The 25,166-nt window shown below is 71.6% G+C and carries 27 protein-coding genes; 14 read left to right on the top strand and 13 right to left on the bottom strand.

Annotated features, from left to right (window positions below):
• Window positions 1-33 precede the first annotated feature (33 nt).
• The 4 genes from ACPZVR_RS12030 to ACPZVR_RS12015 all read left to right on the top strand — a co-directional run bounded on the left by ACPZVR_RS12030 (window position 34) and on the right by ACPZVR_RS12015 (window position 3,704).
• Window positions 34-1,239 carry an acyl-CoA dehydrogenase family protein gene (locus tag ACPZVR_RS12030; RefSeq protein WP_436699824.1) on the top strand — a complete coding sequence of 402 codons (1,206 nt, stop codon included), beginning with the start codon at window positions 34-36 and terminating at the stop codon, window positions 1,237-1,239.
• Window positions 1,236-2,039 carry an SDR family oxidoreductase gene (locus tag ACPZVR_RS12025; protein WP_436699823.1) on the top strand — a complete coding sequence of 268 codons (804 nt, stop codon included), beginning with the start codon at window positions 1,236-1,238 and terminating at the stop codon, window positions 2,037-2,039. Before ACPZVR_RS12030 ends, ACPZVR_RS12025 begins: the two co-directional genes overlap by 4 nt.
• A 29-nt stretch (window positions 2,040-2,068) precedes the next feature.
• Window positions 2,069-3,232, top strand: coding sequence for an acetyl-CoA C-acetyltransferase (locus ACPZVR_RS12020; RefSeq protein WP_436699822.1), 1,164 nt, complete (start codon window positions 2,069-2,071; stop codon window positions 3,230-3,232).
• Window positions 3,233-3,323: 91 nt separating this feature from the next.
• Window positions 3,324-3,704 (top strand): VOC family protein, encoded by a 381-nt coding sequence (locus ACPZVR_RS12015; RefSeq protein ID WP_436699821.1) that lies wholly within the window; start codon window positions 3,324-3,326, stop codon window positions 3,702-3,704.
• A gap of 22 nt (window positions 3,705-3,726) precedes the next feature.
• On the opposite strand, the gene ACPZVR_RS12010 is transcribed toward ACPZVR_RS12015, so the two are convergent.
• The gene (locus ACPZVR_RS12010; protein WP_436699820.1) at window positions 3,727-4,098 is read right to left on the bottom strand and encodes a hypothetical protein; all 372 of its coding nucleotides are present in this window, start codon (window positions 4,096-4,098) and stop codon (window positions 3,727-3,729) included.
• Between the two features lie 53 nt (window positions 4,099-4,151).
• Here ACPZVR_RS12010 and ACPZVR_RS12005 point away from each other — a divergent pair, with 53 nt between their 5' ends.
• Window positions 4,152-5,138, top strand: a complete 987-nt coding sequence (locus ACPZVR_RS12005) for a GNAT family N-acetyltransferase (protein ID WP_436699819.1) — start codon at window positions 4,152-4,154, stop codon at window positions 5,136-5,138.
• Window positions 5,139-5,142: 4 nt separating this feature from the next.
• Here ACPZVR_RS12005 and ACPZVR_RS12000 read toward each other — a convergent pair whose 3' ends face one another.
• Genes ACPZVR_RS12000 through ACPZVR_RS11980 form a run of 5 tightly spaced genes read right to left on the bottom strand, consistent with a single transcriptional unit; the run spans window position 5,143 to window position 8,895 of the window.
• On the bottom strand, window positions 5,143-5,379 hold the full coding sequence (locus tag ACPZVR_RS12000) for a hypothetical protein (protein WP_436699818.1): 237 nt from the start codon (window positions 5,377-5,379) through the stop codon (window positions 5,143-5,145).
• Window positions 5,380-5,421: 42 nt separating this feature from the next.
• On the bottom strand, window positions 5,422-6,489 hold the full coding sequence (locus ACPZVR_RS11995; protein ID WP_436699817.1) for an NAD(P)H-dependent flavin oxidoreductase: 1,068 nt from the start codon (window positions 6,487-6,489) through the stop codon (window positions 5,422-5,424).
• Complete coding sequence (locus tag ACPZVR_RS11990; protein WP_436699816.1) at window positions 6,486-7,241, bottom strand: CoA-transferase subunit beta; 756 nt, start codon at window positions 7,239-7,241, stop codon at window positions 6,486-6,488. Before ACPZVR_RS11990 ends, ACPZVR_RS11995 begins: the two co-directional genes overlap by 4 nt.
• A complete protein-coding gene (locus tag ACPZVR_RS11985; RefSeq protein ID WP_436699815.1) occupies window positions 7,238-8,137 on the bottom strand; it encodes a CoA transferase subunit A in 900 nt (299 codons plus the stop codon). The genes ACPZVR_RS11990 and ACPZVR_RS11985 overlap by 4 nt, the downstream gene beginning before the upstream one ends.
• The gene (locus ACPZVR_RS11980; protein ID WP_436699814.1) at window positions 8,137-8,895 is read right to left on the bottom strand and encodes an enoyl-CoA hydratase family protein; all 759 of its coding nucleotides are present in this window, start codon (window positions 8,893-8,895) and stop codon (window positions 8,137-8,139) included. The genes ACPZVR_RS11985 and ACPZVR_RS11980 overlap by 1 nt, the downstream gene beginning before the upstream one ends.
• A gap of 86 nt (window positions 8,896-8,981) precedes the next feature.
• On the opposite strand from ACPZVR_RS11980, the gene ACPZVR_RS11975 reads away from it, so the two are divergent.
• A complete protein-coding gene (locus tag ACPZVR_RS11975; RefSeq protein WP_436699813.1) occupies window positions 8,982-9,866 on the top strand; it encodes an SDR family oxidoreductase in 885 nt (294 codons plus the stop codon).
• Between the two features lie 110 nt (window positions 9,867-9,976).
• Here the strand turns inward: ACPZVR_RS11975 and ACPZVR_RS11970 are convergent, their stop codons facing one another.
• Together ACPZVR_RS11970 and ACPZVR_RS11965 are read right to left on the bottom strand one after the other, a co-directional pair.
• Window positions 9,977-10,912, bottom strand: a complete 936-nt coding sequence (locus tag ACPZVR_RS11970; protein WP_436699812.1) for a type IV toxin-antitoxin system AbiEi family antitoxin domain-containing protein — start codon at window positions 10,910-10,912, stop codon at window positions 9,977-9,979.
• 187 nt (window positions 10,913-11,099) lie between these two features.
• Window positions 11,100-12,263: a steroid 3-ketoacyl-CoA thiolase gene (locus ACPZVR_RS11965; protein WP_436699811.1), complete on the bottom strand. Its 1,164-nt coding sequence runs from the start codon at window positions 12,261-12,263 to the stop codon at window positions 11,100-11,102.
• A 168-nt stretch (window positions 12,264-12,431) separates the two neighbouring features.
• Between ACPZVR_RS11965 and ACPZVR_RS11960 the strand changes: the two genes are divergently transcribed.
• The 5 genes from ACPZVR_RS11960 (at window position 12,432) to ACPZVR_RS11940 (ending at window position 16,649) form a co-directional block, all read left to right on the top strand.
• The gene (locus tag ACPZVR_RS11960; RefSeq protein ID WP_436699810.1) at window positions 12,432-13,667 is read left to right on the top strand and encodes a cytochrome P450; all 1,236 of its coding nucleotides are present in this window, start codon (window positions 12,432-12,434) and stop codon (window positions 13,665-13,667) included.
• A gap of 78 nt (window positions 13,668-13,745) precedes the next feature.
• A complete protein-coding gene (locus ACPZVR_RS11955) occupies window positions 13,746-14,423 on the top strand; it encodes a response regulator transcription factor (RefSeq protein ID WP_436699809.1) in 678 nt (225 codons plus the stop codon).
• A gap of 25 nt (window positions 14,424-14,448) precedes the next feature.
• Entirely contained in the window at window positions 14,449-15,741 is a 1,293-nt protein-coding gene (locus ACPZVR_RS11950; RefSeq protein WP_436699808.1) for a sensor histidine kinase, read from the top strand.
• 85 nt (window positions 15,742-15,826) lie between these two features.
• Window positions 15,827-16,393, top strand: coding sequence for a PepSY domain-containing protein (locus tag ACPZVR_RS11945; protein ID WP_436699807.1), 567 nt, complete (start codon window positions 15,827-15,829; stop codon window positions 16,391-16,393).
• Between the two features lie 103 nt (window positions 16,394-16,496).
• Window positions 16,497-16,649, top strand: coding sequence for a hypothetical protein (locus ACPZVR_RS11940; RefSeq protein ID WP_436699806.1), 153 nt, complete (start codon window positions 16,497-16,499; stop codon window positions 16,647-16,649).
• Between the two features lie 33 nt (window positions 16,650-16,682).
• Here ACPZVR_RS11940 and ACPZVR_RS11935 read toward each other — a convergent pair whose 3' ends face one another.
• The 5 genes from ACPZVR_RS11935 to ACPZVR_RS11915 form a co-directional block, all read right to left on the bottom strand.
• Window positions 16,683-17,780 (bottom strand): carboxylate-amine ligase, encoded by a 1,098-nt coding sequence (locus ACPZVR_RS11935; RefSeq protein WP_436699805.1) that lies wholly within the window; start codon window positions 17,778-17,780, stop codon window positions 16,683-16,685.
• 92 nt (window positions 17,781-17,872) lie between these two features.
• Entirely contained in the window at window positions 17,873-18,640 is a 768-nt protein-coding gene (gene map / locus ACPZVR_RS11930) for a type I methionyl aminopeptidase (RefSeq protein WP_436699804.1), read from the bottom strand.
• Window positions 18,641-18,704: 64 nt separating this feature from the next.
• Complete coding sequence (locus ACPZVR_RS11925) at window positions 18,705-19,868, bottom strand: thiolase family protein (RefSeq protein WP_436699803.1); 1,164 nt, start codon at window positions 19,866-19,868, stop codon at window positions 18,705-18,707.
• Entirely contained in the window at window positions 19,868-20,935 is a 1,068-nt protein-coding gene (locus tag ACPZVR_RS11920; protein WP_436699802.1) for a thiolase family protein, read from the bottom strand. Before ACPZVR_RS11920 ends, ACPZVR_RS11925 begins: the two co-directional genes overlap by 1 nt.
• Window positions 20,936-20,952: 17 nt before the next feature.
• Window positions 20,953-21,912, bottom strand: coding sequence for a Zn-ribbon domain-containing OB-fold protein (locus ACPZVR_RS11915; RefSeq protein WP_436699801.1), 960 nt, complete (start codon window positions 21,910-21,912; stop codon window positions 20,953-20,955).
• Between the two features lie 78 nt (window positions 21,913-21,990).
• On the opposite strand from ACPZVR_RS11915, the gene ACPZVR_RS11910 reads away from it, so the two are divergent.
• From ACPZVR_RS11910 to fadD8, 3 genes are all read left to right on the top strand, one after another.
• Entirely contained in the window at window positions 21,991-23,034 is a 1,044-nt protein-coding gene (locus ACPZVR_RS11910) for an LLM class F420-dependent oxidoreductase (protein ID WP_436699800.1), read from the top strand.
• A gap of 65 nt (window positions 23,035-23,099) precedes the next feature.
• Window positions 23,100-23,489, top strand: a complete 390-nt coding sequence (locus tag ACPZVR_RS11905) for a hypothetical protein (RefSeq protein WP_436699799.1) — start codon at window positions 23,100-23,102, stop codon at window positions 23,487-23,489.
• Window positions 23,490-23,554: 65 nt separating this feature from the next.
• Window positions 23,555-25,153: a fatty-acid--CoA ligase FadD8 gene (gene fadD8 / locus ACPZVR_RS11900; protein WP_436699798.1), complete on the top strand. Its 1,599-nt coding sequence runs from the start codon at window positions 23,555-23,557 to the stop codon at window positions 25,151-25,153.
• Window positions 25,154-25,166: the final 13 nt, after the last annotated feature.

The following is a 25,166-nucleotide window of genomic DNA, read 5'->3' as shown; positions in this document are numbered from 1 at the left end:
CTAACCAAGCATTTGCTTGGTAGGGTAGCAGCCATGAACCTCACCGAGGGCGCGCAGGACCGTGCGTTCCGCGCCGAGATCCGGGAGTGGCTCGGCGACCACCTCTCGGGCGAGTGGGCCTCCCTGCGCGGGCTCGGTGGCCCCGGCCGGGAGCACGAGGCGCATGACGAGCGGCTGGCCTGGAACCGCCACCTCGCCGAGCACGGGTGGACCGCCGTCGGCTGGCCCACCGAGCACGGGGGTCGCGGCCTGACGCTGTGGCAGCAGGTGATCTTCCACGAGGAGTACGCGCGGGCGAACGCGCCCGCCGGCGTCAACCACCTCGGCGAGCAGCTGCTCGGCCCGACGCTCATCGCCTTCGGCACGCCGGAGCAGCAGCGTCGCTTCCTGCCCGAGATCGTCGCGGTGCGCGAGCTGTGGTCGCAGGGGTACTCCGAGCCGGGCGCCGGCTCCGACCTCGCCAACGTCCAGACGCGCGCCCGCCTCGACGAGGCGTCGGGCGAGTGGGTGATCGACGGGCAGAAGGTGTGGACGTCGCTGGCCCACCTCTCCGACTGGTGCTTCGTGGTCGCCCGCACCGATCCCGGCTCGGCCAGGCACCAGGGCCTGTCCTTCCTGCTCGTGCCGTTGCGCCAGGACGGCGTCGAGGTGCGCCCGATCGAGCAGCTGACCGGCGGGTCGGAGTTCAACGAGGTGTTCTTCACCGGTGCCCGCACCGCCGGCGACCTCGTCGTCGGCCGGCCCGGCCACGGTTGGGGCGTGGCGATGGGCCTGCTCGGCTTCGAGCGCGGCGTGTCCACGCTCGGCCAGACCGTCGGCTTCGCCCGTGAGCTGGACGGCGTCGTGGCGCGGGCGCGTCGGAACGGAGCCATCGACGACCCGGTGGTCCGGGATCGGCTCGCCGCGCTCAAGGTCGAGCTCGCCGTCATCCGCAGCTTCGCCCTGCGCGCGTTGGCGCTGGTCGAAGGCGGCCAGGACTCCGCAGCCGGTGGGGGAGCGGGCTCGATCTTCAAGCTGGCCTGGGCCGGCTGGCACCGGACGCTGGGGGAGGTGGCGATGGACGTCGCCGGGCGCGACGGCCTGCTCGCGCGCGAGTCCGCGACGCCGTACGACCTCGACGACCACCAGCGCCTGTTCCTCTTCTCGCGCGCCGACACGATCTACGGCGGCAGCGACGAGATCCAGCGCAACATCCTCGCCGAGCGGGTGCTCGGCCTACCGAAGGAGCCTCGCGGATGACCGCCATGCGACCCGAGCAGCCCACCCCCGACTACGTCCCCGGCCACGACCTGCTCGCCGGCAAGGTGGTCGTCGTGACGGCGGCGGCCGGCGCGGGCATCGGTGCCGCGGTCGTCCGCCGCGCACTGGAGGAGGGAGCGAAGGCGGTCGTCTTCAGCGACACCCACGAGCGCCGGCTCAAGGAGGCCGAGGAGACGCTGGCCGCCGAGTTCGGCGCCGACCGGGTCCGTCAGCTGGTCTGCGACGTGACCAAGGAGGAGGACCTCGCGGCGCTGCTCGACGCGGCCGACGAGCTCGGCGGGATCGACGTCATGATCAACAACGCCGGCCTCGGCGGCACCGACTCGATCCTCGAGGTCACCGACGAGACCTGGAACCGGGTCATCGACATCACGCTGACCGGCACCATGCGCGCCACCCGCGCGGTCGGGCGGCGCTTCGTCGCCGCGCGCACGAAGGGCGTCATCGTCAACAACGCCTCCGTCGTCGGCTGGCGGGCGCAGGAGGGCCAGGCGCACTACGCGGCCGCGAAGGCCGGGGTGATGGCGCTGACCCGATGCGCAGCGGTCGACCTCGCACCCCACGGCATCCGCGTCAACGCGGTCTCGCCGTCCCTGGCCATGCATCCCTTCCTCGAGAAGGTGACGTCGCCCGAGCTGCTCGCCGAGCTCAAGCAGCGCGAGGCGTTCGGCCGCGCGGCCGCGCCGTGGGAGGTCGCGAACGTGATGGTCTTCCTCGCGAGCGACTACTCGTCGTACCTCACCGGCGAGGTCATCTCCGTCAGCAGCCAGCACGCCTGAGCCCCTCTACCAACGCAAGGAGTCCTGTCATGGCCGAGGCCTTCATCGTCGACGCGGTCCGCACCGCCGTGGGCAAGCGCGGCGGCGCGCTCGCCGGCGTCCACTCCGCCGACCTGGCCGCGCACACGATCGGCGCCCTCGTCGAGCGCACCGGCGTCGACCCCGGCGCGGTGGACGACGTGATCCTCGGCTGCTGCGACACGATCGGCTCCCAGGCCGGCGACATCGCCCGGACGGCCTGGCTGGTCGCGGGCCTGCCCGACCACGTCCCCGGCGTCACCATCGACCGCCAGTGCGGCTCCTCGCAGCAGGCGGTGCACTTCGCCGCGCAGGGCGTCATGTCCGGCACCCAGGACCTCGTGGTCGCCGGCGGCGTGCAGAACATGAGCGCCATCCCGATCTCCGCGGCGATGCTCGTCGGCCAGCAGTACGGCTTCTCCACGCCCTTCGCCGAGTCGCCGGGCTGGCTCAAGCGGTACGGCGACCAGGAGGTCAGCCAGTTCCGCTCGGCGGAGATGATCGCGGAGAAGTGGGACATCTCGCGCGAGGACATGGAGCGCTTCGCGCTGGCGTCGCACGAGCGGGCCCGGGCGGCGATCGCCGACGGCCGGTTCGCGAGCCAGATCGCGCCCTACGCGCTGGAGGACGGCAGCGTCTTCGACACCGACCAGTGCCCGCGCGAGACGTCGTTGGAGAAGATGGCCGGCCTCGAGCCGCTCGCTCCCGGCGGTCGGATCACGGCCGGCGTCGCCTCGCAGATCTGCGACGGCTCCGCGGCGGTGCTGGTCGCCTCGGAGCAGGCGGTCCGCGACCACGGCCTGACCCCCCGGGCGCGGATCGTGCACCTGTCGGTGCGCGGCGACGACCCGGTCTGGATGCTCACCGGTCCGATCCCCGCGACCCGGCACGCGCTGGCGAAGGCCGGGATGACGATCGACGACATCGACCTGTTCGAGTGCAACGAGGCGTTCGCCTCGGTCGCGCTGGCCTGGATGAAGGAGACCGGCGCGCCCCACGAGAAGGTCAACGTCAACGGCGGCGGCATCGCCCTCGGTCACCCGATCGGCGCGACCGGTGCCCGCCTCATGACGTCCCTGCTCAACGAGCTCGAGCGCACCGGCGGGCGCTACGGCCTGCAGACGATGTGCGAGGGCGGCGGGCAGGCGAACGTCACCATCGTCGAGCGGCTCTGACCGGCGCGCGCCGGCCGGCGCCGTCGGTCTCGGGACAGCTGTCGGCACGAGTGTCGGGACCGGTGTCGGCGGCGGCTGCTTCGATGGGGCCATGATCGACCACCTCGGCATCAACTGCGCCGACCTCGAAGCGTCCACGACGTTCTACGACTCCGTCCTCGCCCCGCTCGGCTACGGCCGGGTGATGGACGTCGGCGTCGCCTGCGGCTACGGCGTCGAGGGCGACCCCGCGTTCTGGCTGAGCAGCTACGCCGACATGCCGCCGCAGCGCGAGGTCCACGTCGCGTTCAAGGCGGCCGACGTGGCCGCCGTCCATGCCTTCCACGAGGCCGCGGTCGCCGCCGGCGCCGAGGTGCTGCACGCGCCGCGCCCGTGGCCGGAGTACCACCCCGGCTACTACGGCGTGTTCGTCCGCGACCTCGACGGCAACAACATCGAGGCGGTCACGCACGGCTACGTCGCCGAGGGCTGAGCCTGGCCGTCGCCGGTGGGACTCAGAGCACCGTCCACCAGAGGCCGACGATGCCCGGCACGAGTCCGAGCAGCAGCCATGAGGACTTCCAGGAGCGGCCGTTGATGACCAGCGTGGCCGCGATGCCGCCGACCATGAAGGCGGCCGCGATCAGGTTGAGGCCGACCCGGGCGTCGGTCCGGCCGTCGGCGACGTGGTCGGCGGCGATCACGAAGCCGACGGACAGGTGCAGGATCGTGGTGATCACCAGCACCGAGATCACCCGGCGCTGGACCCGCTGAAGACGCTCCAGGTCCTTCGGGTCGGGCGCCTTGCGGGGTGCGTTCGGATCCATCAGGTGACGCCGGCGCGAGGTGCCCGCGTTGCCGGGGCCGGCGGGCGTCGTCTGGTTCACGCCGCCAGGATATCCAGTGGAACCGGCGGCTCCGGCACCGCATGCTGGCTCCCATGGAGATCCACCCGTTCGGCCCCGACGACACCGCCGCCGTCGCCGCCTGGACCGACCTGGTCAACGTGATCGGCGCGGCCGACGCGCCCTGGGAGCGACCGATGACGACCGCCGTCGCCGAGGCGCGGTGGCGCCACGGCTGGGACGGCGAGCCCGGAACGCCGTACCTCGCCCGTGTGGGGGAGCAGGTCGTCGGCTGGGCCGCGATCTCGACCAGCGAGTACGACAACCTGCACCTGGCCTGGCTCGAGCTGGGCGTGCACCCCGACCACCGGCGCCAGGGGTACGGCACGACGCTGCTCGCCGCCCTGGAGGAGGCCGCCCGGCGCGCGGGACGCACCAGCATCGCCATCGACGCCTGGGAGTCCGAGGCGGCCGACGCCTTCGCCAAGGCGCACGGCCTGGACCGCAAGTCCTCCGAGATCAACCGCCGGCAGATCCTGGCCCAGATCGACTGGCCCGCCCTCGACCGCCACTACGAGGAGGCGTCGGCCCACGCGACCGACTACGTCCTGGAGCGCCGTCTCGGACCGACCCCCGACGACGGTCTCGAGGCGCTCGCGGCCATGGCGTCCGCCATCAACGACGCTCCCACCGACGACCTCGACTACGAGGACGAGGTGTTCAGCGGCGAGCGGATGCGTGCCTACGAGACGGCGGTCGACGCGCACGGCGACGACCTCTACCGCGTGGTCGCCCGGCACGCGCCCACCGGCGAGCTCGCCGCCCAGACGGTCGTCGCCGTGTCCCGCGCTGAGCCGACCTGGGCCGATCAGCACGACACGTCCGTCACCCGCGCGCACCGGGGCCACCGCCTCGGTCTGCTGCTGAAGACCGACATGCTCCGCTGGCTGCGCGACGCTGCGCCGGAGCTGGCCACCATCGACACCTGGAACGCCGAGTCCAACGACCGGATGATCGAGGTGAACGAGATCCTCGCCTATCGGGTCATGGGGCGGGCATGGACCTACCAGCGGTCGCTGTGAGCCGTCACGAGTAGCGGTGCGTCTTGGCGGCGTGCCCCCGCTCGCGGGTGCAGGTGCGGCCGCTCATGTTGCGGTGCCCGCACCGGCCGTCATCGGCGGGCTCCGCATCGGACGGTGTGGGGGCGGCAGGCACCACCGCGGCGGGCCTCGCCCGCCTCGGGGCCGGTGCTCCGCCGGCCCGCGCCTGGGTCTCGGCGTACCGGGCCTCGCGCATCGCGCGGACCGCGTCCAGCTTGCTCATCGGCTACTCACCCGGAGGACCCTAGAGCAGGGGGCCGACAGGTCACGCCAGGTACGACGCCGTCCGCTGCAGCTCGCCGGCGGCCTGGACCACGATCCGCTCGATCAGCTCCTCGCACGACGGGAGGTCGTCGATGACGCCGACGACCTGGCCGCTGGCGAGGACGCCGGCGGAGGTGTCGCCCTCGACCAGACCCGCGCGGAGCATGGTGGGGGTGTTGGCGGCGAGGGCCATCTGGCCGAGGGTGCGGCCCTGTGCCCTCTTCATCGCGCGGCCGTCCTTGAGCAGGCCGGTCCACGACATCCCGGAGGACCTCTTGAACTCCAGCGTGCGGCGCATGGTCGGGCCGAGCCGGCGGATCGCCGAGGTCTCCTCGAGCGAGTCGACCAGGGGGGTCCGGAGCATCCGGTGCGGCATGCCGTCGACCTTGGCCGTCACGACGGTGTCCGTGAGGCCCTTCGACAGGTAGAGCTCCTTGACGGCGTCGGGCACCGCGGAGTCGCGGGTCAGCAGGAAGCGGGTGCCCATGCCGACGCCGGCGGCGCCGTACGACAGGGCCGCGGCGAGGCCGCGGCCGTCGAAGAAGCCACCCGCCGCGATGACGGGGATGTCGACGGCGTCCAGCACGGTCGGCAGCAGCAGGGTGGTCGGGATCGCGCCGGTGTGACCACCGCCCTCGCCGCCTTGGACCATGACGGCGTCGGCGCCCCAGCCGGCGACCTTCTTCGCGTGCTTGGCCGCGCCGATCGAGGGCATGACGACGATGTCGTGCTCCTTGAGCTTGGCGATGAGCTCCGGCTTGGGGGCGAGCGCGAAGGACGCCACCTTCACGCCGTGGTCGATGAGGAGCTGGCAGCGGTCACTCGCGTCGGCGGCGTCGGCGCGCAGGTTGACGCCGAAGGGCTGGTCGGTGCGGCCCTTGACCTCGATGATCGCGGCCTCGAGCTCGGGCGTCGTCATCGTCGCCGAGGCGAGGATGCCGAGGCCGCCGGCGTTGGCGGTGCCGGAGACGAGACGCGGCCCGGAGACCCAGCCCATACCGGTCTGCACGACCGGGTGCGGGACGCCGACGAGGTCGGTGAACGGCGTACGGATCTGCTGGGCGATCATTCGGCCGGCACCTCCTTGAAGCGCAGGCCCTTGGGGTCGAGCATCTCGCGGATGATGGTGAGCTCCTCGTACGTCGGCTCGCGGGTCACCGGCGCCTCGGCCGGGACCTCGAGCGCGAAGCCGGTCGCGGCGACGACCTCGTCGGCCGTGACACCCGGGTGCACCGAGACCAGCCGGACGGTGTCGTCGGCGCCACCGAGGTCGAAGACCCCGAGGTTGCTGACGATCCGGTGGATGTCGTTGAACCGGGCGGCGCCCGCTCCGGCGGCCTTGGCCCGTGCCGGGCCGACGCCGGAGACGATGTCGACCTGCTCGACGAACACGCGCGTGGAGTGCTTGGGCACCCAATACGACGTCCGGTTGTTGACCGTGTTGCCCGGGGCGCCGCGCGAGCCGAGGAGCTGGCGCTTGGGCTGGGCGAACGGACCGATCGCGGAGATGTTCTGGTTGCCGTGCCGGTCGACCTGGGTGGCGCCCATCATCACGTGGCGCTTGCCGTAGGCGACGACGTCGAAGACGCGGCGGAACGGGATCCAGCCCTCGACGACGTCCTTGCCGCCCAGGGGCGGCGTACCACCGAGGAAGAGCGACTCGCCGTCGCTGATCACCAGGTCGGGGTTCGACGTGAGCTTGGCGAGCCGGACGCCGAGCGTGGGCAGCAGGCCCATCGGGCTGGCGAAGATCTCGCCGTCCTCGCTGAAGGCGTCCGCGATCGCGGCGGCGCAGACGTCGGCGCGGGTGTAGTCGCTCATCGGGCGTTCTCCTCGGTGAAGGCCTGGACGGCTGCCTGGTAGGCGGCCTCGTCGCCGGCGAGGAAGCGGTCGTGGAAGGCCTGCCACTCCTCGTCGGTGCCGCCGGCCGCGGCGGCGTAGGCACGCTGGAACCTCTCGTCGCGCTCGTAGTCGGGCGTGCAGGTGGTGAAGTGCGCGCCGTTCGGGGTCTCGACCACACCGCTGACCATCATCCGATTGAGCAGCAGCCGCTGCACGGGGGTGTCGACGGTCAGGCCGGCGGTGTCGACGACCTGCTCGACACTGACATAGGTCCGGTCGGCGGCCATCGCGAAGAGGTCGTCGAAGTAAGGGTCCGGGCCCAGGTAGGTCGCATTGCCGTGCTGGTCGGCGCGGTTGAGGTGCACGAGCGCGGCGTCCAGCTTGAGCGCGGGGACGGCGACGAGCTCCTCGTGACCGTGGCCCTCGTCGTACGGGCTGGTGACCGTCTTGAGCCACGGGTTGTTGACCAGGACGTCGGAGCCGAGGCCGGCGCGCATCGGGAGGAAGGGCAGCCGCTCGGCCGCGGCCTTGAGCCCGGTCTGGAACATGCCCTCGTCGAGCTCGACGACCTCGGGGATGGACGCCGTCTGGCGGGCGCGCTGGAAGTTCGGCTCGAGCGGGACCGTGTCGAGCGAGACGAAGGCGTAGACCAGCTTGCGGATCTTGCCCGCGCGGGCGAGCAGGCCTACGTCGGCTCCGCCCCAGCTGACGACGGTCAGGTCGGTGAGGTCTGAGTTGTAGATCGCGCGGACCAGCGCCATCGGCTTGCGTCGGGGGCCCCAGCCGCCGATGCCGATGGTCATGCCGCTCTCGAGGCTGCCGACGACCTCCTCGATCGACATCCGCTTGTCGCGCGGCTTGCGCTTGCTGCTCATCACGCCCCCTTGGCCTTCTCGGTGCCGGCGAAGTCGTCACGCAGCTCGTCGCTGACGCCCATCAGGTTGAGCTCGAAGGTGAAGCCCTGCTCCCAGCGGTAGGACTTGTTGACGTCGACCGGGTCGATCCCGTTGAGCGCCTCCTTCGCGGCGCGGATCACCGTGGTGTTCTTGGCGGCGATCTCGCCGGCGACCTTCAGCGCCGCGTCGAGCAGGTCGTCGCGGGGCACGACCTCGAGCACGGAGCCGAACTGGACCAGGTCCGCCGCCGGGATCGTGCGCGCGGTGAAGTAGAGGGTGCGCATCAGGTGCTGGGGGACGAGGCGGGCCATGTGGGTCGCGGCGCCCAGCGCGCCCTGGTTGACCTCGGGCACCCCGAAGTAGGCGTCGTCGCTGGCCACGACGATGTCGGCGTTGCCGACCAGTCCCACCCCGCCGCCGACGCAGAAGCCGTTGACGGCCGCGACCACCGGAACCGCGCACTCGTAGACGGCCTTGAAGGCGGCGAAGCAGCCCTTGTTGGCGCCGAGGAGGGCGTCGAAGCCGGTCGTGTTCTGCATCTCCTTGATGTCGACGCCGGCGTTGAAGCCCTTGCCCTCCGCGCGCAGCACGACGACCTTGGTCGCCATGTCGGCGCCGGCCTCGTCCAGCGCGGCGGCCACGTCGAACCAGCCCTGGACGGTGAGGGCGTTGACCGGGGGAGCGTTCATCGTCACGACGCGGATCCCGTCGGGCCGCAGCTCGCTGGTGACTGTCATGCCCGCCATGCTACCAAGCATTTGCTTGGTATCGTGGTCCGTCCCGGGTCCGCCGTGGACGACCCGACGTCGCAGAGGAGACCGCAGTGAGCAGGTTGTTGGAGGGCCGGGTCGCGATCGTGACCGGTGCCGGGCGAGGCATCGGACGCGCCCACGCGCTGGAGCTGGCGCGCCACGGCGCGAAGGTCGTCGTGAACGACTTCGGCGTGTCGCTGGCCGGCGAGGGCACCGAGGAGACGCCCGCCCACGAGGTCGTCGCGGAGATCGAGGCGCTGGGCGGCGAGGCGGTCGTCAACGGCGCGGACGTGGCGGACTTCGCCGCCGCGGAGGCGATGGTACGCCAGGCCGTCGACGTGTACGGCGGCCTCGACATCCTCGTCAACAACGCCGGCTTCGTGCGCGACCGGATGCTGGTCAACACCAGCGAGGAGGAGTGGGACTCGGTGATCCGCGTCCACCTCAAGGGTCACTTCGCACCGCTGCGCCACGCCGGCGCGTACTGGCGCGCGGAGGCGAAGGAGGGCCGTCAGCGCGCCGCCCGCGTGATCAACACCTCCTCCGGCGCCGGCCTCCAGGGCTCGATCGGCCAGGCGACGTACTCCGCCGCCAAGGCGGGCATCGCCGGACTCACCCTCGTCGCGGCCGCCGAGATGGGCAGGTACGGCGTCACCGTCAACGCGATCGCCCCGGTGGCCAAGACCCGGATGACCGAGGGTGCCTTCGACACCTCCGCCATGGCCCTGCCCGAGGACAACGCGCCCGTCGTCGCCTGGCTCGCCTCCGAGGAGGCGGGCGACGTCACCGGTCGGGTGGTCGAGATCGACGGCTCGGTCATCACGCTCGAGAACGGCTGGTCCCACGGCCCGTCTCGCGACAACGGTGCCCGTTGGGAGGCCGGCAGGGTCGGTCCTGCTCTCCGGAAGCTGCTCGGTGAGGCTCCCGTGCCGGAGCCGGTGTACGGGTCGGCCTGAGAAGACAGTTTCACCGGCCGGCCGGTGAAACTCATGCCTGGACGAGGAAACTTCCTCGTCCCAGCATGAGTTTTGTCGTCCCGATGTGGCGGTTGAGACCCGTGGGACTGTCATGCCGCCAGCCGCATCGCTCGGAGAATCCGCGCGACGGTCGCGTCCGGATTGGCGAGGTCGCCCCAACTGATCCTGATCATCACCCAGCCGGTGAGCTCCCGGAGGCGGTCCTCACGCTGCTTCTCCCGGATCACCATCTCTTCGATGGACTCGCCGGGTCGACGGTGCCGGTGGTACTTGACCATGCCGTCGAACTCGAGCATCACCTTGAACTCCGGCCACGCGAAGTCGACCCGCCCGGCGAGTTGCCCGCTCGGGTGCCGGATCTCGTACTGGGGGATCGGAGGGGGCACGCGGTGCGCGCGCAGCATCAGCCTGGTGCGCGTCTCGCCGACGGACTCCGCCTTGCCGTCGGCAAGAGCGAGGACGCGATGGAGGTGCAGGGTGTGCGGCCAGGTCCTCATCCGGCCGAACAGGTCGAAGAGCTGAACGAGACTGGTGAGGCCGGTCTGGACGTACCAGTCGACCACGGCAACTCCCGGTTCCTGTCGTAGCAGGGAGGCTGTGTCGAGGGCGGTTCGGGCGGGTGCCGTCAGCCAGCCTTGGCTGTCACGGGTCACGTCCTCGACACGGACCTCCCCGCGGTGGTGGATCACGCGCGCCGACGTCCGCTCGCCTTTCCCGTACAAGTTGGTCAGGTGGACGGCGGACAGATCGAGGCCCCAGTTCGGACCGCCGTGCTCGAGGCAGGCGCTCAGGTGCGAGGCCGCCACGCGATCGTCGTACAGCTGGCGGACGGCGTCGAGAAGCAGCCGGTGGCGTTCGACGGCGTCTGCCTGCTCCCAGACGGAGCGGAGCACGTAGCAGCCCTGGCGGATCCGCACGAGGAAGCCGGAACGCACCGCTCGCTTGAGGACGTTGTCATCGCAACCGGCGGCGATCGCGTCGCGCCTCAGCAGGATCCCGCTGCCGTCGACGAGGTACTCGAGCATGAACCACAGCGTCCCTGGTTTGGCCGGGCTTCGCCCGTTAGCCGGGCTCGTGCTGTGGATATCCGGGTACGACCGCTCGGCCTTGTGGATGAACGGCTGGGTTGGACGACAAAACTCACGCTGGGACGAGGAAGTTTCCTCGTCCCAGCGTGAGTTTCACCGGCCGGCCGGTGAAACTGTCTCCGCGTCAGATCCGCTCGATGATCGTCCCCGTCGCCATCGCGCCGCCGGCGCACATCGAGATCAGCGCGGTGGAGGCGTCCCGCCGCTCCAGCTCGTGCAGGGCGGTGGTGATCAGGCGGACACCGGTGGCGCCCACGGGGTGGCCGAGGGCGATGGCACCGCCGTTGACGTTGACCTTGTCCATGTCGACGCCGTGCACGCCGGCCCAGGAGAGGACGACGGACGCGAACGCCTCGTTGACCTCGAACAGGTCGAAGTCGCCGATCGCCATGCCGGTCTTGTCGAGCAGGCGCTGGGTGGCGTCGATGGGGCCGTCGAGGTGGTAGTAGGGGTCGGAGCCGACGAGGCACTGTGCCTTGATGCGGGCCCGGGGCGTCAGGCCCAGCGCGCGCGCCTTGTCCTCGTCCATGATCAACACGGCGGCGGCGCCGTCGGAGATCTGCGAGGAGGTGCCGGCGGTGTGCAGGCCGTCCTCGAGCACCGTGCGCAGGCCGGCGAGGCCCTCGGCGGTGGTCTCACGCAGGCCCTGGTCGCTGTCGACGAGACGGGTCTCGCCGGTCGGCTCGCCGGAGTCCGACAGCACCGGCGCCTCGATCGGCGCGATCTCGCGCTTGAAGCGACCCTCGTCGACGGCGGCGCGCGCCTTGGCCTGGGAGGCGAGGCCGAGTGCCTCGAGGTCGCCGCGGCTCAGGCCCCGGTTGCGCGCGATCCGGTCGGCGGCCTCGAACTGGTTCGGCATGTCGATCGACCAGTCGGCGGGGCGCGGGTCCCCGAGTCCGGGGGGCACGTTCGCGCCGAGGGGGATGCGGGACATCATCTCCACGCCGCAGGCGATGCCGACGTCGATGGTGCCCGCGGCGACCATGTCGTTGACGAGGTGCGCGGCCTGCTGGCCGGAGCCGCACTGCGCGTCGAGGGCGGTGCCGGCGGTGGCCTGGGGCAGTCCGGCGTAGAGCCAGGCCCGACGGACCGCGTCGTTGGACTGCTCGCCGGCCTGGGTGACGCAGCCCCCGATCACCTGCTCGACGAGGGCGGGATCGACGTCCGCGCGCCGCAGGACCTCGGTCATGATCGTGCCGAGGGTCTGCGCCGGATGGAGGCCGGCCAGCCAGCCCTTGCGCTTGCCCAGGGGAGTGCGGACTGCTTCGACGATCACCGGGTTGCCCATGGTCGCACCGTAGCATCACACTAGAACACGTTCTAGTGTGATCCGCGTCGCCGGCGCGCGGCGTCGAAAGTCGTTTCACGAAACCCTTTCGTATTGGCGCGATGCTTTGTACGGTGGCGTTAGAACGTGTTCCATCCCCCGGCTGTCCCGTAGCGAAAGGTTCGTGGTGTGACCGAGCTCCTCATTCCGACGGATTGGGATCCCACGGATCCCGACATCAACGAAGTCGCCGTACCCCACGAGCAGTTCCGCGCGCTGCGCGCGAGCGAGCCGATCCGCTGGATCGAGCAGGTCCCGGAGGCCCGCGCGGGGTTCCTCGACACCGGCTACTGGGCGTGCACCCGGCATGCCGAGGTGCGTCAGGTCTCGAAGGACAACGAGAACTGGTCGGCCATGGAGAACGGCGTCATCATCCGCTTCGCGCCCGACATGACCCGCGATCAGGTCGAGGTCCAGCGCGCGATGCTGATCCACCACGACCCGCCGGACCACACCAAGATGCGGGGGATCGTCTCGCGCGGCTTCACCCCGCGGGTGATCGCCTCGCTCAAGCAGGCGCTCAAGGACCGCGCCTACGAGATCGTCGAGCAGGCGGTGGCGAAGGGCAGCGGCGACTTCGTCGAGGAGGTGGCCTCCGAGCTGCCGCTGCAGGCGATCGCCGACTTCCTCGGCGTGCCGCAGGAGGACCGCAAGAAGCTCTTCGAGTGGTCCAACCAGATGATGGGGTACGACGACCCGGAGATCGACGCCGACCCGGCGATCGCGTCCATGGAGATCCTCGGCTACTTCGACCAGCTGGCCAACGAGCGGCGGGCGAACCCCCAGGACGACATCGTCACCAAGCTGATCAGCGTCGGGCAGGACGACGACCACGGCGCGCTCACCAACGACGAGTTCGGCTTCTTCGTCATCCTGCTGACCGTCGCCGGCAACGAGACCACGCGCAACGCCACGACCCACGGCATGCACGCCTTCTTCGAGAACCCCGACCAGTGGGAGCTGTGGAAGAAGGAGCGTCCGGAGACCGCCATCGACGAGATCGTCCGCTGGGCGACCCCTGTCACGGTCTTCCAGCGCACCGCCAAGCAGGACACCGAGCTGGCCGGCCAGGCGATCAAGAAGGGCGACCGCGTCGGCCTCTTCTACGCCTCGGCGAACTTCGACGAGGAGGTGTTCGAGGACCCGTTCTCGTTCAACATCCTGCGCGAGAACAACCCGCACGTCGCGTTCGGCGGCCACGGCGCGCACTACTGCCTCGGCGCCAACCTGGCTCGCCTGCAGATCAACCTGATCTTCAACGCGCTCGCCGACCTCGCCCCCAACATCTCCCTCGCCGGCGAGCCGCGCCGGCTGCGGTCGGGCTGGCTCAACGCCATCAAGGAGATGCAGGTCGACTACCGCTGATCTCCGGCGCGCTCTTCAGCGCAGGTTCAGGGTGGCTCCGCGAGAATGGAGCCACCCTGACTGCTTTCCGGAGGTCGCATGCGTGTCCTGGTCGTCGACGACGAGCGCCGGCTCGCGCGTTCGCTGGAGGTGGGCCTCGGCGCGGAGGGCTTCGCCGTCGACGTGGCCCACGACGGCACCGACGGCCTGTGGCTGGCGCGTGAGAACGAGTACGACGCGATCGTGCTCGACCTGATGCTGCCGGGGATCAACGGCTACAAGGTGTGCGAGACGCTGCGGCGCGAGGGCAACTGGACGCCGGTCCTGATGCTCACGGCGAAGGACGGCGAGTGGGACCAGGTCGAGGGGCTGGACACCGGTGCGGACGACTACCTGACCAAGCCGTTCTCGTTCCCCGTGCTGGTCGCCCGGCTGCGCGCCGTGGTCCGCCGCGGCGCCCGCGAGCGCCCCACCACGCTCGAGATCGGCGACCTGGTGATCGACCCCGCGGCCCGCCGGGTACGCCGGGGCGCGGAGGAGGTCAGCCTCACCGCGCGGGAGTTCGCGGTCCTCGCCTTCCTCGCCCGGCACCCCGGCGACGTGGTGTCCAAGCGCCAGATCCTCGACGCGGTCTGGGACGGCGACTTCGACGGGGACCCGAATATCGTCGAGGTCTACGTCCGCCACCTGCGCAACAAGGTCGACCGGCCGTTCGGGCGACAGGCCATCGAGACCGTCCGCGGTGCCGGCTACCGGCTCGCGAGCGACGGCGGCTGAGGTGCGCGTCCCCGGCTCGGTGCGAGTGCGTACGACGCTCGCCGCCGTCCTCGTCGTCGCCGTCGCGCTGCTCGTCGGCGCGGCCGCGCTCGTGCTCACGGTGCGCTCCTCCCTGCGCGACGCCGCCGAGTCGACGGCCGAGCAGCGCGTCGCCGACCTCGTCGCCCGGATCGAGGCGAACGACCCGCCGCGCCCCGCGGTGGGCGACGCAGACGAGGACGAGCCCGAGGAGGTCGTCTGGCAGGTGGTCGGCCCGGACGGGCGGGTCGTGGCCGCCGAGCCGTCGCTGCGCGGCACGATCCCCGACACCGACGACGACGTCGTCGAGCTGCCCGGCGGCGAGCACCCGTACGTCGTGGCGAGCGACGATGCCGAGGACGGGTCGGTCGTGTCGGCAGCGGTGTCGCTGGAGGATGTCGAGGAGACGACGACCGCCCTCGCGGCGCCGCTGCTGCTCGGCGCCCCCCTGCTCCTGCTCGTGGTCGGCGCGACCACCTGGCTCGTCGTGTCCCGGGCGCTGCGGCCGGTGGAGCGGATCCGGACCGAGGTGGAGCTGATCAGCGGATCGAGCCTGGAGCGACGCGTGCCGGAGCCTCCGGCACGCGACGAGGTGGGCAGGCTGGCCCGCACCATGAACCTGATGCTGGCGCGGCTGCAGGGCGCGCGCGACCGGCAGGAGGAGTTCGTCGCCGACGCCTCTCACGAGCTCCGCTCGCCGCTCGCCAGCATCCGGCAGGCGGCCGAGGTCGCTCGGGTCCATCCGGACGCGCTGCCGGAGGGAGAGCTGGCCGAGACGGTCCTCGAGGAGGCGCTGCGCATGCAGGCTCTCGTCGACCAGCTCCTGGCGCTCGCCCGCGCCGGCGACGGGCGCGGCCGGAGCCCCTGGACCGATGTGGACCTCGACGACCTCGTGCTGGCCGATGCCCGTCGGGTCGCTCGGGCCGGTCTCGTGGTGGAAACCCGGGGGGTCGGGCCGGGCCGGGTCCACGGCGACACCGTCGCCCTCGCCCAGGTCGTGCGGAACCTGCTGGACAACGCGGCCCGGCACGCTCGCTCCCGTCTCGCGCTCTCCCTGCGGACGGTGGCCGGGGGTGTCGAGCTCGTGGTCGAGGACGACGGCTCCGGCATCGCCCCTGCGGACCGTGCCCGGGTCTTCGAGCGCTTCGTCCGCCTCGACGACGCGCGGGCTCGCGACGCCGGCGGGAGCGGCCTCGGGCTCGCCATCGTGCGCGAGGTCGTCACCGCTCACGGCGGGTCGGTGGTGGTCGAGGAGAGCGCCCGGGGCGGCGCCCGGTTCGTGGTGCGGCTGCCTTCCTGAACGCCGCTTCAGGTGGCTTCAGGCGAGGTTCAGCGACCTCGCGGCAGGCTCGGACCGTCAACCGAACGAGCGAGAGGAAGCTCCCATGAAGATCAACGTCCTGCGCCGCAAGCGCGTCCTCGTCCCCACCCTCACCGCGGTCGCGGTGCTCGGCGCCGGCGGCGTCTTCTGGGCCGCCTCGGCCGACGACGTCTCCGGCGACGAGCGTGACCGGGTCGCCGCGGCCGCCGTGGACGCCGCCGGCGGCGGCGAGGCCGTCGACGTCGAGAAGAGCGACGACCCGGGGGAGGCCTACGAGGTGGAGGTGCGGCTCGCGGACGGCACCGAGGTCGACATCGCCTTGGACCGCGACCTCGCGGTCGTGATCGAGGACCGGGACGACGACCGTGACGACGACCGCGACGACGACCGTGACGACGTACCCGGGACGGACGGCGTGGACGCGGACGACCGGCTCCTGAGCGACGCGGAGCGGACGTCGGCCGAGCAGGCCGCGCTGGCGGCCGTCGGCGGCGGCACGGTGCTCGACGTCGACCCGAGCGACGACCCGGGGGTCGCCTACGAGGCCGAGGTCCGCGACGCCGCGGGCGTCGAGTGGGACGTCGACCTCGACGCCGCCTTCGCCGTCGTCGCCAAGGTCGCGGACAACTGAGCCCGGTTCCAGGCTGAGGGCCCGGATCCCCGGCCTGCTCCCCGAGCCGGGCGGCGTGCAGTAGCGTTCATGGTGAAGGCAGGCCGACATGCAGGAGGTTGCGATGAGCGACGTCAACACCGAGCAGTTCCCCGGGTTCGCGGAGAACCACTACCAGCACGGGATGCACTCCCTCGCCTGGGTGTCGCTGTGGCTGATCGTGGGGCTGGGCGTGGCCTGTGGCGTCTTCGGGTTCTTCTGGGGCCTCACCCAGTGACCCGCTGAGCCGGACCCGGCCCGGCCACCGGGCTCAGGCGACGTTCGTACGCCGCACCAGGTCGTCCACGACCGCAGGGATGCTCGCCCCGCTCCGCTCGTAGGCCGCGCGCTGGCGGGTCGCCCCGCCCTCCGCGAGCAGCCGCGGTACGCCGGACCGCACCAGCTCGGTCTCGCCATAGGCGTCGAGCTGGTCGCCGACGCGGCCCAGGAGGCTCTCGAGGACCTCGCGGGCGGGCGCCAGCGAGCCCGTGACCGGGTCGAGGAGCCGGTCGGTCAGGCCGTAGCGCGCGGCACGCCACCGGGCGGCCCGGAGCAGCTCGGGACGCCAGCCGCCCGCGCCGAGACCGGCGCCGTCGAGCTCGGTGCAGACCAGTGCGCGGACCAGCACCGCCACGATCGTCGCGTCGTCCGGGTCGGTGCACACGTCGCCGATCCGGACCTCGACCGTCGGCTGGTGGGCGGACAGCCGGGCGTCGAAGTAGAGCATGCCGGGATCCATGGCCGCGCCGGAGGCGATGATCCGGCGGCTGACCGCGTGGTAGGCCGCAGCGGAGCCGAACGCCTCGGTCGGCCCGGCGCTCGGCCACTGCGACCATGCCTGCGACCTCCACGACGCGTAGTGGGTGTCGCGGCCGTGGTAGAACGGCGAGTTCGCGCTGATGGCCAGCAGGACGGGCAGCCACGGGGCCAGCGCATCGATGGCGCGCACCCCGTCCTCGTCGTCGTCGACGCGGACGTGGACGTGCTGTCCGCAGGTGCCACCGGGACGCGCCACCTCGCCGTAGGTCTCCACCATCGTGAGGTACCGGTCGTCGCGCGTCGTGCGTGGCGGGCCGCCCGGCAGCGGGACCGCGCCCGAGGCCGCCGTCAGTAAGCCGGCCCGCTCCGCTGCGCGGGCGGCCCGCCGCCGCAGCCGCACCAGATGGGCGCGCAGCTCACCGGCATCGCTCACCGGCGGCGTACGTGTCTCGAGCTGGTGGGCGAAGAGCTCGTGGTCGAGCTCCTCGAGCGGGTCCAGGTCGTGCTCGGCGGCCTGGCGGAGCACCTGCTCCGCGCGCGGCGCCGCGGCGCGGCTCTCCGGGTCGACGAGGATCAGCTCCTCCTCGACGCCCATGGTTCGGCGGTCCATCGCACCCCACCATCACGTCGGTCGTGACGGGGCGGTACCCCGAGCGGAGCGGGTCAGCCGCGGTCGGGCGGCGCTCCGGGACGCCGGATCCGTCAGTCCCGGGCGGTGAGGACGAGCGGGTCGCCCGAGGTGATCGCGACCGTGTGCTCGCAGTGGGCGCCGCGGGACCCGTCGGCGCTGCGGATGGTCCAGCCGTCGGGGTCGAAGACGATCTCGTCGGTCGTGTGCAGGAACCACGGCTCGATCGCGATGACCAGGCCGGGACGCAGCTTGAGGCCACGTCCGGGCCGACCGTCGTTGGCGACGTGCGGCTCGCCGTGCATGGTGCGGCCCACGCCGTGGCCGCCGAACTGCAGGTTGACCTGGAGACCGGCCTCGTGCGCGACGCTGCCGATGGCGAAGGAGATGTCGCCGAGACGGTTGCCGGCGCGGGCGGCCGCGATGCCGGCGTCCAGCGCGCGCTGGGTGACGTCGATGAGCGCGAGGTCCTTCGGGTCGGGCGTGCCGACGACGACGGACAGAGCGGAGTCGGCGACCCAGCCGTCGACCGACGCCGCGAAGTCCACGGAGAGCAGGTCGCCGTCGCGCAGGGTGTAGTCGTGGGGGAGGCCGTGCAGCACCGCGTCGTTGACGGAGGTGCACAGCACCTTGCCGAACGGGCTGGCGCCGAAGGACGGGTGGTAGTCGATGTAGCAGGACTCGGCGCCGGCGTCCTTGATCATCCGGTGCGCCAGCTCGTCGAGCTCGAGCAGGTTGACCCCGACGTCGGCCTTCTCGGACAGGGCCTGGATCACCGAGGCGACGAAGCGCCCGGCGGGACGCATCTGCTCGATCTGGGTCGGGGTACGAAGCTCGATCACACCCCAAGACTACGGCGCGCCCGGCGACTCGTGTGAGTCGGCGGGCGCGCCGTCGGCCGGGTGATCAGTTGGTCGGCTTGTCCGCGCCCACGACCCACATCGCGAAGAACTGCGACCCGCCGCCGTACGCGTGGCCGAGGGCCTTGCGGGCGCCGTCGACCTGGTGTTCGCCGGCCGCGCCGCGGACCTGGAGGGCGGCCTCGCCGAAGCGGAGCATGCCGGACGCGCCGATCGGGTTGGACGACAGCACGCCGCCGGAGCAGTTCACCGGGATCCGGCCGGTCATCGCGGTCTCGCCGGCCTCCGTGAGCCTCCAGCCGGTCCCTTCGTCGGCGAAGCCGAGATTCTCCAGCCACATCGGCTCGAACCACGAGAAGGGCACGTAGATCTCCGCCGCGTCGATCTCGTCGATCGGGCTGGTGATGCCGGCCTGCTTCCACAGTGCGGCCGCGGCGTCGCGACCGGCCTGCGGGTTCACCTGGTCGCGCTCGGCGGCCGTGGTGGCCTCGGAGCGCATCACGGTGCCGTGGATCCAGGCCGGGTTCGGCGAGGACCTGGCGGTGTCCTCGTCGACGATCACCAGGGCGCAGGCACCGTCGGAGGACGGGCAGGTCTCGTCGTACCGGATCGGGTCCCACAGCATCTGCGAGGCCAGCACGGACTCGACGGTCGTGCCCTCGTTGTGGAGGTGCGCATAGGGGTTCTTCAGCGCGTTGTTGCGGTCCTTGGCCGCCACGATCGCACCCACGTGGGTGGGTGCCTGGGAGCGCCGGATGTAGGAGCGCACGTGCGGTGCGAAGTAGCCGCCGGCTCCCGCGTGGACCGGCATGTTGAACGGCAGCGGCACGGAGAGCGCCCACATCGCGTTGGACTCGGACTGCTTCTCGTAGGCGACCGTCAGCACCCGCTTGTGGACGCCGGCCTGGACCAGCGAGGACGCGACGATGGCGGTCGAGCCGCCGACCGAGCCGGCCGTGTGGACGCGCAGCAGCGGCTTGCCGGCCGCCCCGAGCGCCTCGGCGAGGAACAGCTCGGGCATCATCACGCCCTCGAACAGGTCGGGTGCCTTGCCGACGACGATCGCGTCGATGTCGTCGAGCGTCAGGTTGGCGTCGCGGAGCGCGCGGTCGATGGCCTCGCGGCACAGGCCGGCCATGGAGACGTCCTCGCGCTTCGCGCGGTGGTGGGTCTGGCCGACGCCGATAATGGCTGCGGGCTGCTTGCCCATCAGATCTGCCTTCCTTCGGTCGAGGCTTCCAGGGTGCAGACGAGGTTCTGCTGCAGGGCGGGGCCGCTGGTGGCGTGGGCGAGGGTCTTGTCGGCCTCACCCGACCAGATCCGCGTCGCTGCCTCGCCGACGCGGATGCCACCGCCGGAGAACATGGGGTTGCTGGCGAGCGCGCCGCCCGAGGGGTTGATGACGACGTCGTCGCCGAGCCCGAGCTCCGCGCGGAGGATGAGCTCCTGGTGGCTGAAGGGCGCGTGCAGCTCGGCCACCTCGACGCCGCCGAGATCGAGCGCGGCACCGGCCCGCTGGGCCGACGGCGACCGGGTCAGGTCGCGCACGCCCATGCCCATCGGGTCGACGTAGTGGGAGATGCCGGTCAGCCAGGCGGGACGCTCGCGGACCTCGCGTGCCCGGTCGCCGGCCGCGAGCACCAGGGCCGCCACCCCGTCGGTGACGGGGGAGCAGTCGTGCTTGCGCAGCGGGTCGGCGTACATCGGGCGCGCCAGGAGCTCCTCGACGGACGATCCGCCCTTCCGGACGGCGTGCTCGTTCTTCTCGGCATCGGTGAGCGAGCGGTTCGCGACCGCGGCCATGGCGCGCTCGTCCCACAGGCCCGCATCGATGCCGACGCGAGCCTGGAGACCGGCGAGGGACACGGTGTCGGGCCACAGGGGCGTCATCGTGTAGGGCTCGAGCTGGAGGGCGAGGGTACGGCGCAGCACGCCGGCCGAGCTCTTGCCGAAGGCGTAGACGAGGGCGGTGTCGACCTCGCCGGTCTGGATCTTGATCCAGGCCTCGTACATGGCCCACGCGAGGTCCATCTCCACGTGCGACTCGTTGACCGGCGGGATGACGCCGATGGCGTCGACGGCCTGGACGAACGAGAACGAGCGGCCGGCCAGGTAGTCGGAGGAGCCGGAGCACCAGAACCCGACGTCCTTGCGGGTCCAGCCGGTCTGCTCGTAGAGCTCCCTGAAGACCGGGACCAGGAGCTCGACGCAGGTCGGTGACCCGTCGAACTGGGGCATCTGTCGCTGGGCGAACCCGACGACGGCGACGTCACGCATCTGTCCGTTTCTCCCGTCTAGAGGTGGTGCTTGTAGGTGTCGAAGTCGGCGTCCGGATCGCCGGTCGGCGCGAAGTGGTCGATGTTCTCCAGGGAGTAGGCCCACTCCTCCTCGGGCTTCCAGACGGCCTTGACCCGCATGCCCATCCGCACCTCCTCGGCGGGGACGCCGAGGATCAGGTGCAGCAGCGCGATGTCGGCGCCGTCGAGGAGGACGTAGGCCGAGACGTACGGCGGGGTGATCTTCTGGCCGAGGAAGGGCACGTTGACCACGCAGAAGGTCGTGATGGTGCCGGTCTGCGCGAGCTCGACCTCCTCGGCGGTCGGCGTGCCGTCGGAGGGGCAGGCGCTGCGCGGCGGGACGTAGACCTTCTGGCAGGTCGGGCAGCGCTGGCCCATGATGCGGCCCTCGTTGAGCCCGCGGTAGAACAGCGACTCCTCCGGGGACGCGGCGTACTGGTAGTCGAGCGAGACGGGGGTGACCACGCCGGTGACCGGCTCGTCGCCGGCGGCGGCCGGGGCGCTCGCCTCGGTCTCGCCGGGCGCCAGCGGCTCGAAGCACGCGATGTCGTTGATGTGCCCGACCCGCTCCGCGGCCCAGCGCACCCGCACCCGCATCCCGGTCGTGACCTCGTCCGGCGAGGAGACGTCCAGGGCGTGCAGGAGCGGCACGTCGGCTCCGTCGAGGGTGACCAGCGCGAAGGCGAACGGACGGTCGAACGGCTGGTCCTTCACCGGCTCGGGGACCCAGGTCCACGACGTGACCGTGCCGACGGAGGAGACCTCCACGAACTCGGTCGTCGCCTCGTGGGTCACGGGGTCGAACTCGAGCGGGGGGACCACGACCTGGCCGGCCGAGGTCCGTCCGCCCACGACCACCCCGTCGCGAAGGCCGGAGAGGAAGCGGCCGACGACCGGCCCGGTGGATCGCGTGTAGTCGAAGGCGACCGTGACCGGCGCCGAGAGGGTGCGACTCATGATCCGAAGTGAAACATGTTCTGCCCAAAAGTGAAACACGTTCTAGAAACGTGTCCGCGGGCCGGGCATGATGCAGCCATGAAACTGGGCTTGCAGCTGGGGTACTGGTCCGCGCAACCGCCGCAGGGGGTCGGCGAGCTGGTCGCGGCGGCGGAGGACGCGGGCTTCGACGCGATCTTCACCGCGGAGGCATGGGGGAGCGACGCGTTCACGCCGCTGGCCTGGTGGGGCCGCGAGACCTCGCGCGTCCGGCTCGGCACGTCCATCGTGCAGATGTCCGGACGGACGCCGACGTCGATCGCGATGCACGCGCTCACCCTCGACCACCTGACCGGCGGGCGGGTCGTCCTCGGTATGGGCGTCAGCGGGCCGCAGGTCGTCGAGGGCTGGTACGGCGTCCCGTTCGCGAAGCCGCTCGCCCGCACCCGGGAGGTGGTCTCGATCATCCGGCAGGTGCTGGCCCGCGAGGCGCCGGTGACGAACGCCGGTCCCCATCACCCCCTCCCGTACGCCGGGCCGGGCGCCGTCGGTCTCGGCAAGCCGCTCAAGCCGATCGTGCACCCGCTGCGCGCGGACCTGCCGATCTGGCTCGGTGCGGAGGGCCCGAAGAACGTCGCCCAGACCGCCGAGATCGCCGACGGCTGGATCCCGATCTTCTACACGCCCCGGAGCGCGGGGATGTACCAGCCGTGGCTGGACGAGGGCTTCGCCCGCCCGGGTGCGCGGCGTACGCGGGCCGACTTCGAGATCGCCGCCACCTGTCATCTCCAGATCGTCGAGACGCAGGAGCAGAAGCAGGCGGTCGTCGACGGGATGAAGCCGTTCGTCTCGCTCTACATGGGCGGGATGGGGGCCAAGGAGCAGAACTTCCACAAGCAGGTCTTCACGCGGATGGGCTATGGCGACCTGGCCGACGAGGTGCAGGAGCTCTACCTGTCCGGCGAGAAGGACAAGGCGACCGCCCTCATCCCCGACGAGCTCGTCGACGACATGCACATCATCGGCACTCCGTCGGAGGTGAAGGAGCGGGTCGCGCAGTGGGAGGAGACCGGGGTGACGACGCTGCTGCTGTCGTGCCGCAGTGCCGCCGAGGTCCGGGGGATCGCGGAGCTGCTCGCCTGAACTTCACGCCGCGGACGCGGTCCGTGCCCTGTTCCGTGTCGGCGATGCGGGCTACCGTCCTCGGCATGAGGCGCGAGCCGCACGAGAATGTCGCCACGGTGCTGGTCGACCCCGCCCTGCTGCCGGAGCTCGAGATGGAGCTCGTGGAGCTGGACCTGTGGGTGTGGCCGGTGCGCACGGCGCCGATCTGCGTCGACGGTCCACGCACCGAGTTCCAGGTGCGCCGCCGCCTCGTCGAGGCGCAGCGCGGCGCCTGGGCCTGTGCCGAGACCTGGGTGCCGGTGTGGATCAGCTTCGGGGAGCGGTGGGCCCACGGTGACGACCCGCTGCCGTGGTCCGCGCACCGCGCGCTGTGGCAGGTGCTCGACGCCCATGCCGACCAGGTCCGCTTCCATCGGCGGCTCGGCGGCGTGCGTCCTCTGGTCCCGCCGGTCGAGCGGAGGCCGGCGTCGTAGGAGCGTCCGTGCCGAAGGCGTCGGGCCCCCTTGCCTGGCACTAGAACACGTTCTAGTCTGCGACGGTGACCGACACGCTCCGCACGCCCGCCCACAACGGCCACCTGATGGTCGCCGCCCTCAAGCGGCACGCCGACCGCCCGATCGTTCACCTCGGCGACGTGACCCTGACCGGCCGCGAGACCGCTGAGCGGATCTCCCAGTACATCCAGGCCTTCGAGTCCCTCGGCGCCGGACGGGGTACGCCGGGCGCCCTGCTCGCGCTCAACCGCCCCGAGGTCCTCTTCATCCTCGGCGCGGGGCAGACCCAGGGCTTCCAGCGGACGTCGCTGCACCCGCTCGGCTCGGCGGACGACCACGCCTACGTGATCAACGACGCCGGCATCACCACGCTGGTCATCGACCCGTACTTCGCAGCTCGGGCCGTCGAGCTGCTCGGCAAGTGCCCGGGGCTCAAGCAGGTGCTGACCATCGGCCCGGTCCCGCCGGAGCTCGCGGAGGTCGGCACCGACCTCACCGAGGTGGCGGCCTCCTTCGAGCCGCAGCCGTTCCAGGCAGCCCTCCTCGAGCCCGACCACATCACCTCGATCACCTACACCGGCGGCACCACGGGCAAGCCGAAGGGGGTGATCGGCACGGTGCGCGCGTTCTCCACGATGGCGCAGATCCAGATGGCCGAGTGGGAGTGGCCGGAGGAGCCCCGCTTCCTCATGTGCACGCCCCTGTCCCACGCCGGCGCCGCCTTCTTCGTCCCCGTCGTGCTCAAGGGCGGGACCCTCTTCGTCTCGTCGCGCTTCGATCCCGCCGAGGTCCTGCGCACGATCGAGGAGAAGCGGATCAACTCGCTGATGCTCGTGCCGACCATGCTCTACGCGCTGATGGACCACCCCGACTCCCGTACCCGCGACCTGTCCTCGCTGGAGACCGTCTACTACGGCGCCTCTGCGATCAACCCGGTCCGGCTCAAGGAGGCGATCGAGCGGTTCGGGCCGATCTTCGCCCAGTACTACGGCCAGTCCGAGGCGCCGATGGTCATCAGCTACTTCCCGAAGGGTGATCACGTCGACGCCGACGGCACCCCGGTCGAGCGCCGCCTCACCTCGTGCGGCCGGCCCTCGGCGTACCTGCGGGCGGCCCTGCTCGACGAGTCCGGCAACCCCGTGCCGCAGGGCGAGCCGGGGGAGATCTGCGTCGCCGGACCGCTGCTGTCGGCGGGCTACTGGCAACTGCCCGAGGCGACCGCCGAGACCTTCCGCGACGGCTGGATGCACACCGGCGACGTCGCCCGCGAGGACGAGGACGGCTTCTGGTACATCGTCGACCGGACCAAGGACATGATCGTCACCGGCGGGTTCAACGTCTTCCCGCGGGAGGTCGAGGACGTCGTCGCCGAGCACCCGGCGATCGCCCAGGTCGGTGTCATCGGCACCCCGCACGAGAAGTTCGGCGAGGCCGTCACCGCGGTCGTGGTGCTGCGCGAGGGCTACGAGCTCACCGACGAGGTCGTCGCGCAGATCAAGGACGCGGTCAAGGAGCGCAAGGGCTCGGTGCAGGCGCCGAAGGACGTGATCGCCGTCGACGCGCTGCCGCTCACCGCGCTGGGGAAGCCGGACAAGAAGGCCCTGCGGTCCCGATTCTGGACGGGCGAGCGCTCCATCGGCTGACCGGGACGGCGCT

The organism is Nocardioides segetis (assembly GCF_051390595.1).
Lineage (GTDB): Bacteria > Actinomycetota > Actinomycetes > Propionibacteriales > Nocardioidaceae > Nocardioides.
Note: the sequence above shows the minus strand (reverse complement) of the source record. Positions and strands in the feature narration are given on the sequence as shown.

What these genes read in the sequence shown, in the direction of transcription:
- ACPZVR_RS11995 (WP_436699817.1), bottom strand. Translation starts at nt 6,489, where the DNA reads ATGATCGCCCAGCAGATCCGTACGCCGTTCACCGACCTCGTCGGCGTC.
- ACPZVR_RS11915 (WP_436699801.1), bottom strand. Translation starts at nt 21,912, where the DNA reads ATGAGTCGCACCCTCTCGGCGCCGGTCACGGTCGCCTTCGACTACACG.
- ACPZVR_RS11910 (WP_436699800.1), top strand. Translation starts at nt 21,991, where the DNA reads ATGAAACTGGGCTTGCAGCTGGGGTACTGGTCCGCGCAACCGCCGCAG.
- ACPZVR_RS11965 (WP_436699811.1), bottom strand. Translation starts at nt 12,263, where the DNA reads ATGGGCAACCCGGTGATCGTCGAAGCAGTCCGCACTCCCCTGGGCAAG.
- ACPZVR_RS12015 (WP_436699821.1), top strand. Translation starts at nt 3,324, where the DNA reads ATGATCGACCACCTCGGCATCAACTGCGCCGACCTCGAAGCGTCCACG.
- ACPZVR_RS11945 (WP_436699807.1), top strand. Translation starts at nt 15,827, where the DNA reads ATGAAGATCAACGTCCTGCGCCGCAAGCGCGTCCTCGTCCCCACCCTC.
- ACPZVR_RS11905 (WP_436699799.1), top strand. Translation starts at nt 23,100, where the DNA reads ATGAGGCGCGAGCCGCACGAGAATGTCGCCACGGTGCTGGTCGACCCC.
- ACPZVR_RS12000 (WP_436699818.1), bottom strand. Translation starts at nt 5,379, where the DNA reads ATGAGCAAGCTGGACGCGGTCCGCGCGATGCGCGAGGCCCGGTACGCC.
- ACPZVR_RS11970 (WP_436699812.1), bottom strand. Translation starts at nt 10,912, where the DNA reads ATGCTCGAGTACCTCGTCGACGGCAGCGGGATCCTGCTGAGGCGCGAC.
- ACPZVR_RS12005 (WP_436699819.1), top strand. Translation starts at nt 4,152, where the DNA reads ATGGAGATCCACCCGTTCGGCCCCGACGACACCGCCGCCGTCGCCGCC.
- ACPZVR_RS12025 (WP_436699823.1), top strand. Translation starts at nt 1,236, where the DNA reads ATGACCGCCATGCGACCCGAGCAGCCCACCCCCGACTACGTCCCCGGC.
- ACPZVR_RS12030 (WP_436699824.1), top strand. Translation starts at nt 34, where the DNA reads ATGAACCTCACCGAGGGCGCGCAGGACCGTGCGTTCCGCGCCGAGATC.
- ACPZVR_RS11990 (WP_436699816.1), bottom strand. Translation starts at nt 7,241, where the DNA reads ATGAGCGACTACACCCGCGCCGACGTCTGCGCCGCCGCGATCGCGGAC.
- ACPZVR_RS11940 (WP_436699806.1), top strand. Translation starts at nt 16,497, where the DNA reads ATGAGCGACGTCAACACCGAGCAGTTCCCCGGGTTCGCGGAGAACCAC.
- ACPZVR_RS11955 (WP_436699809.1), top strand. Translation starts at nt 13,746, where the DNA reads ATGCGTGTCCTGGTCGTCGACGACGAGCGCCGGCTCGCGCGTTCGCTG.
- ACPZVR_RS11980 (WP_436699814.1), bottom strand. Translation starts at nt 8,895, where the DNA reads ATGACAGTCACCAGCGAGCTGCGGCCCGACGGGATCCGCGTCGTGACG.
- ACPZVR_RS11935 (WP_436699805.1), bottom strand. Translation starts at nt 17,780, where the DNA reads ATGGACCGCCGAACCATGGGCGTCGAGGAGGAGCTGATCCTCGTCGAC.
- ACPZVR_RS11925 (WP_436699803.1), bottom strand. Translation starts at nt 19,868, where the DNA reads ATGGGCAAGCAGCCCGCAGCCATTATCGGCGTCGGCCAGACCCACCAC.
- ACPZVR_RS11985 (WP_436699815.1), bottom strand. Translation starts at nt 8,137, where the DNA reads ATGAGCAGCAAGCGCAAGCCGCGCGACAAGCGGATGTCGATCGAGGAG.
- ACPZVR_RS12020 (WP_436699822.1), top strand. Translation starts at nt 2,069, where the DNA reads ATGGCCGAGGCCTTCATCGTCGACGCGGTCCGCACCGCCGTGGGCAAG.
- ACPZVR_RS11920 (WP_436699802.1), bottom strand. Translation starts at nt 20,935, where the DNA reads ATGCGTGACGTCGCCGTCGTCGGGTTCGCCCAGCGACAGATGCCCCAG.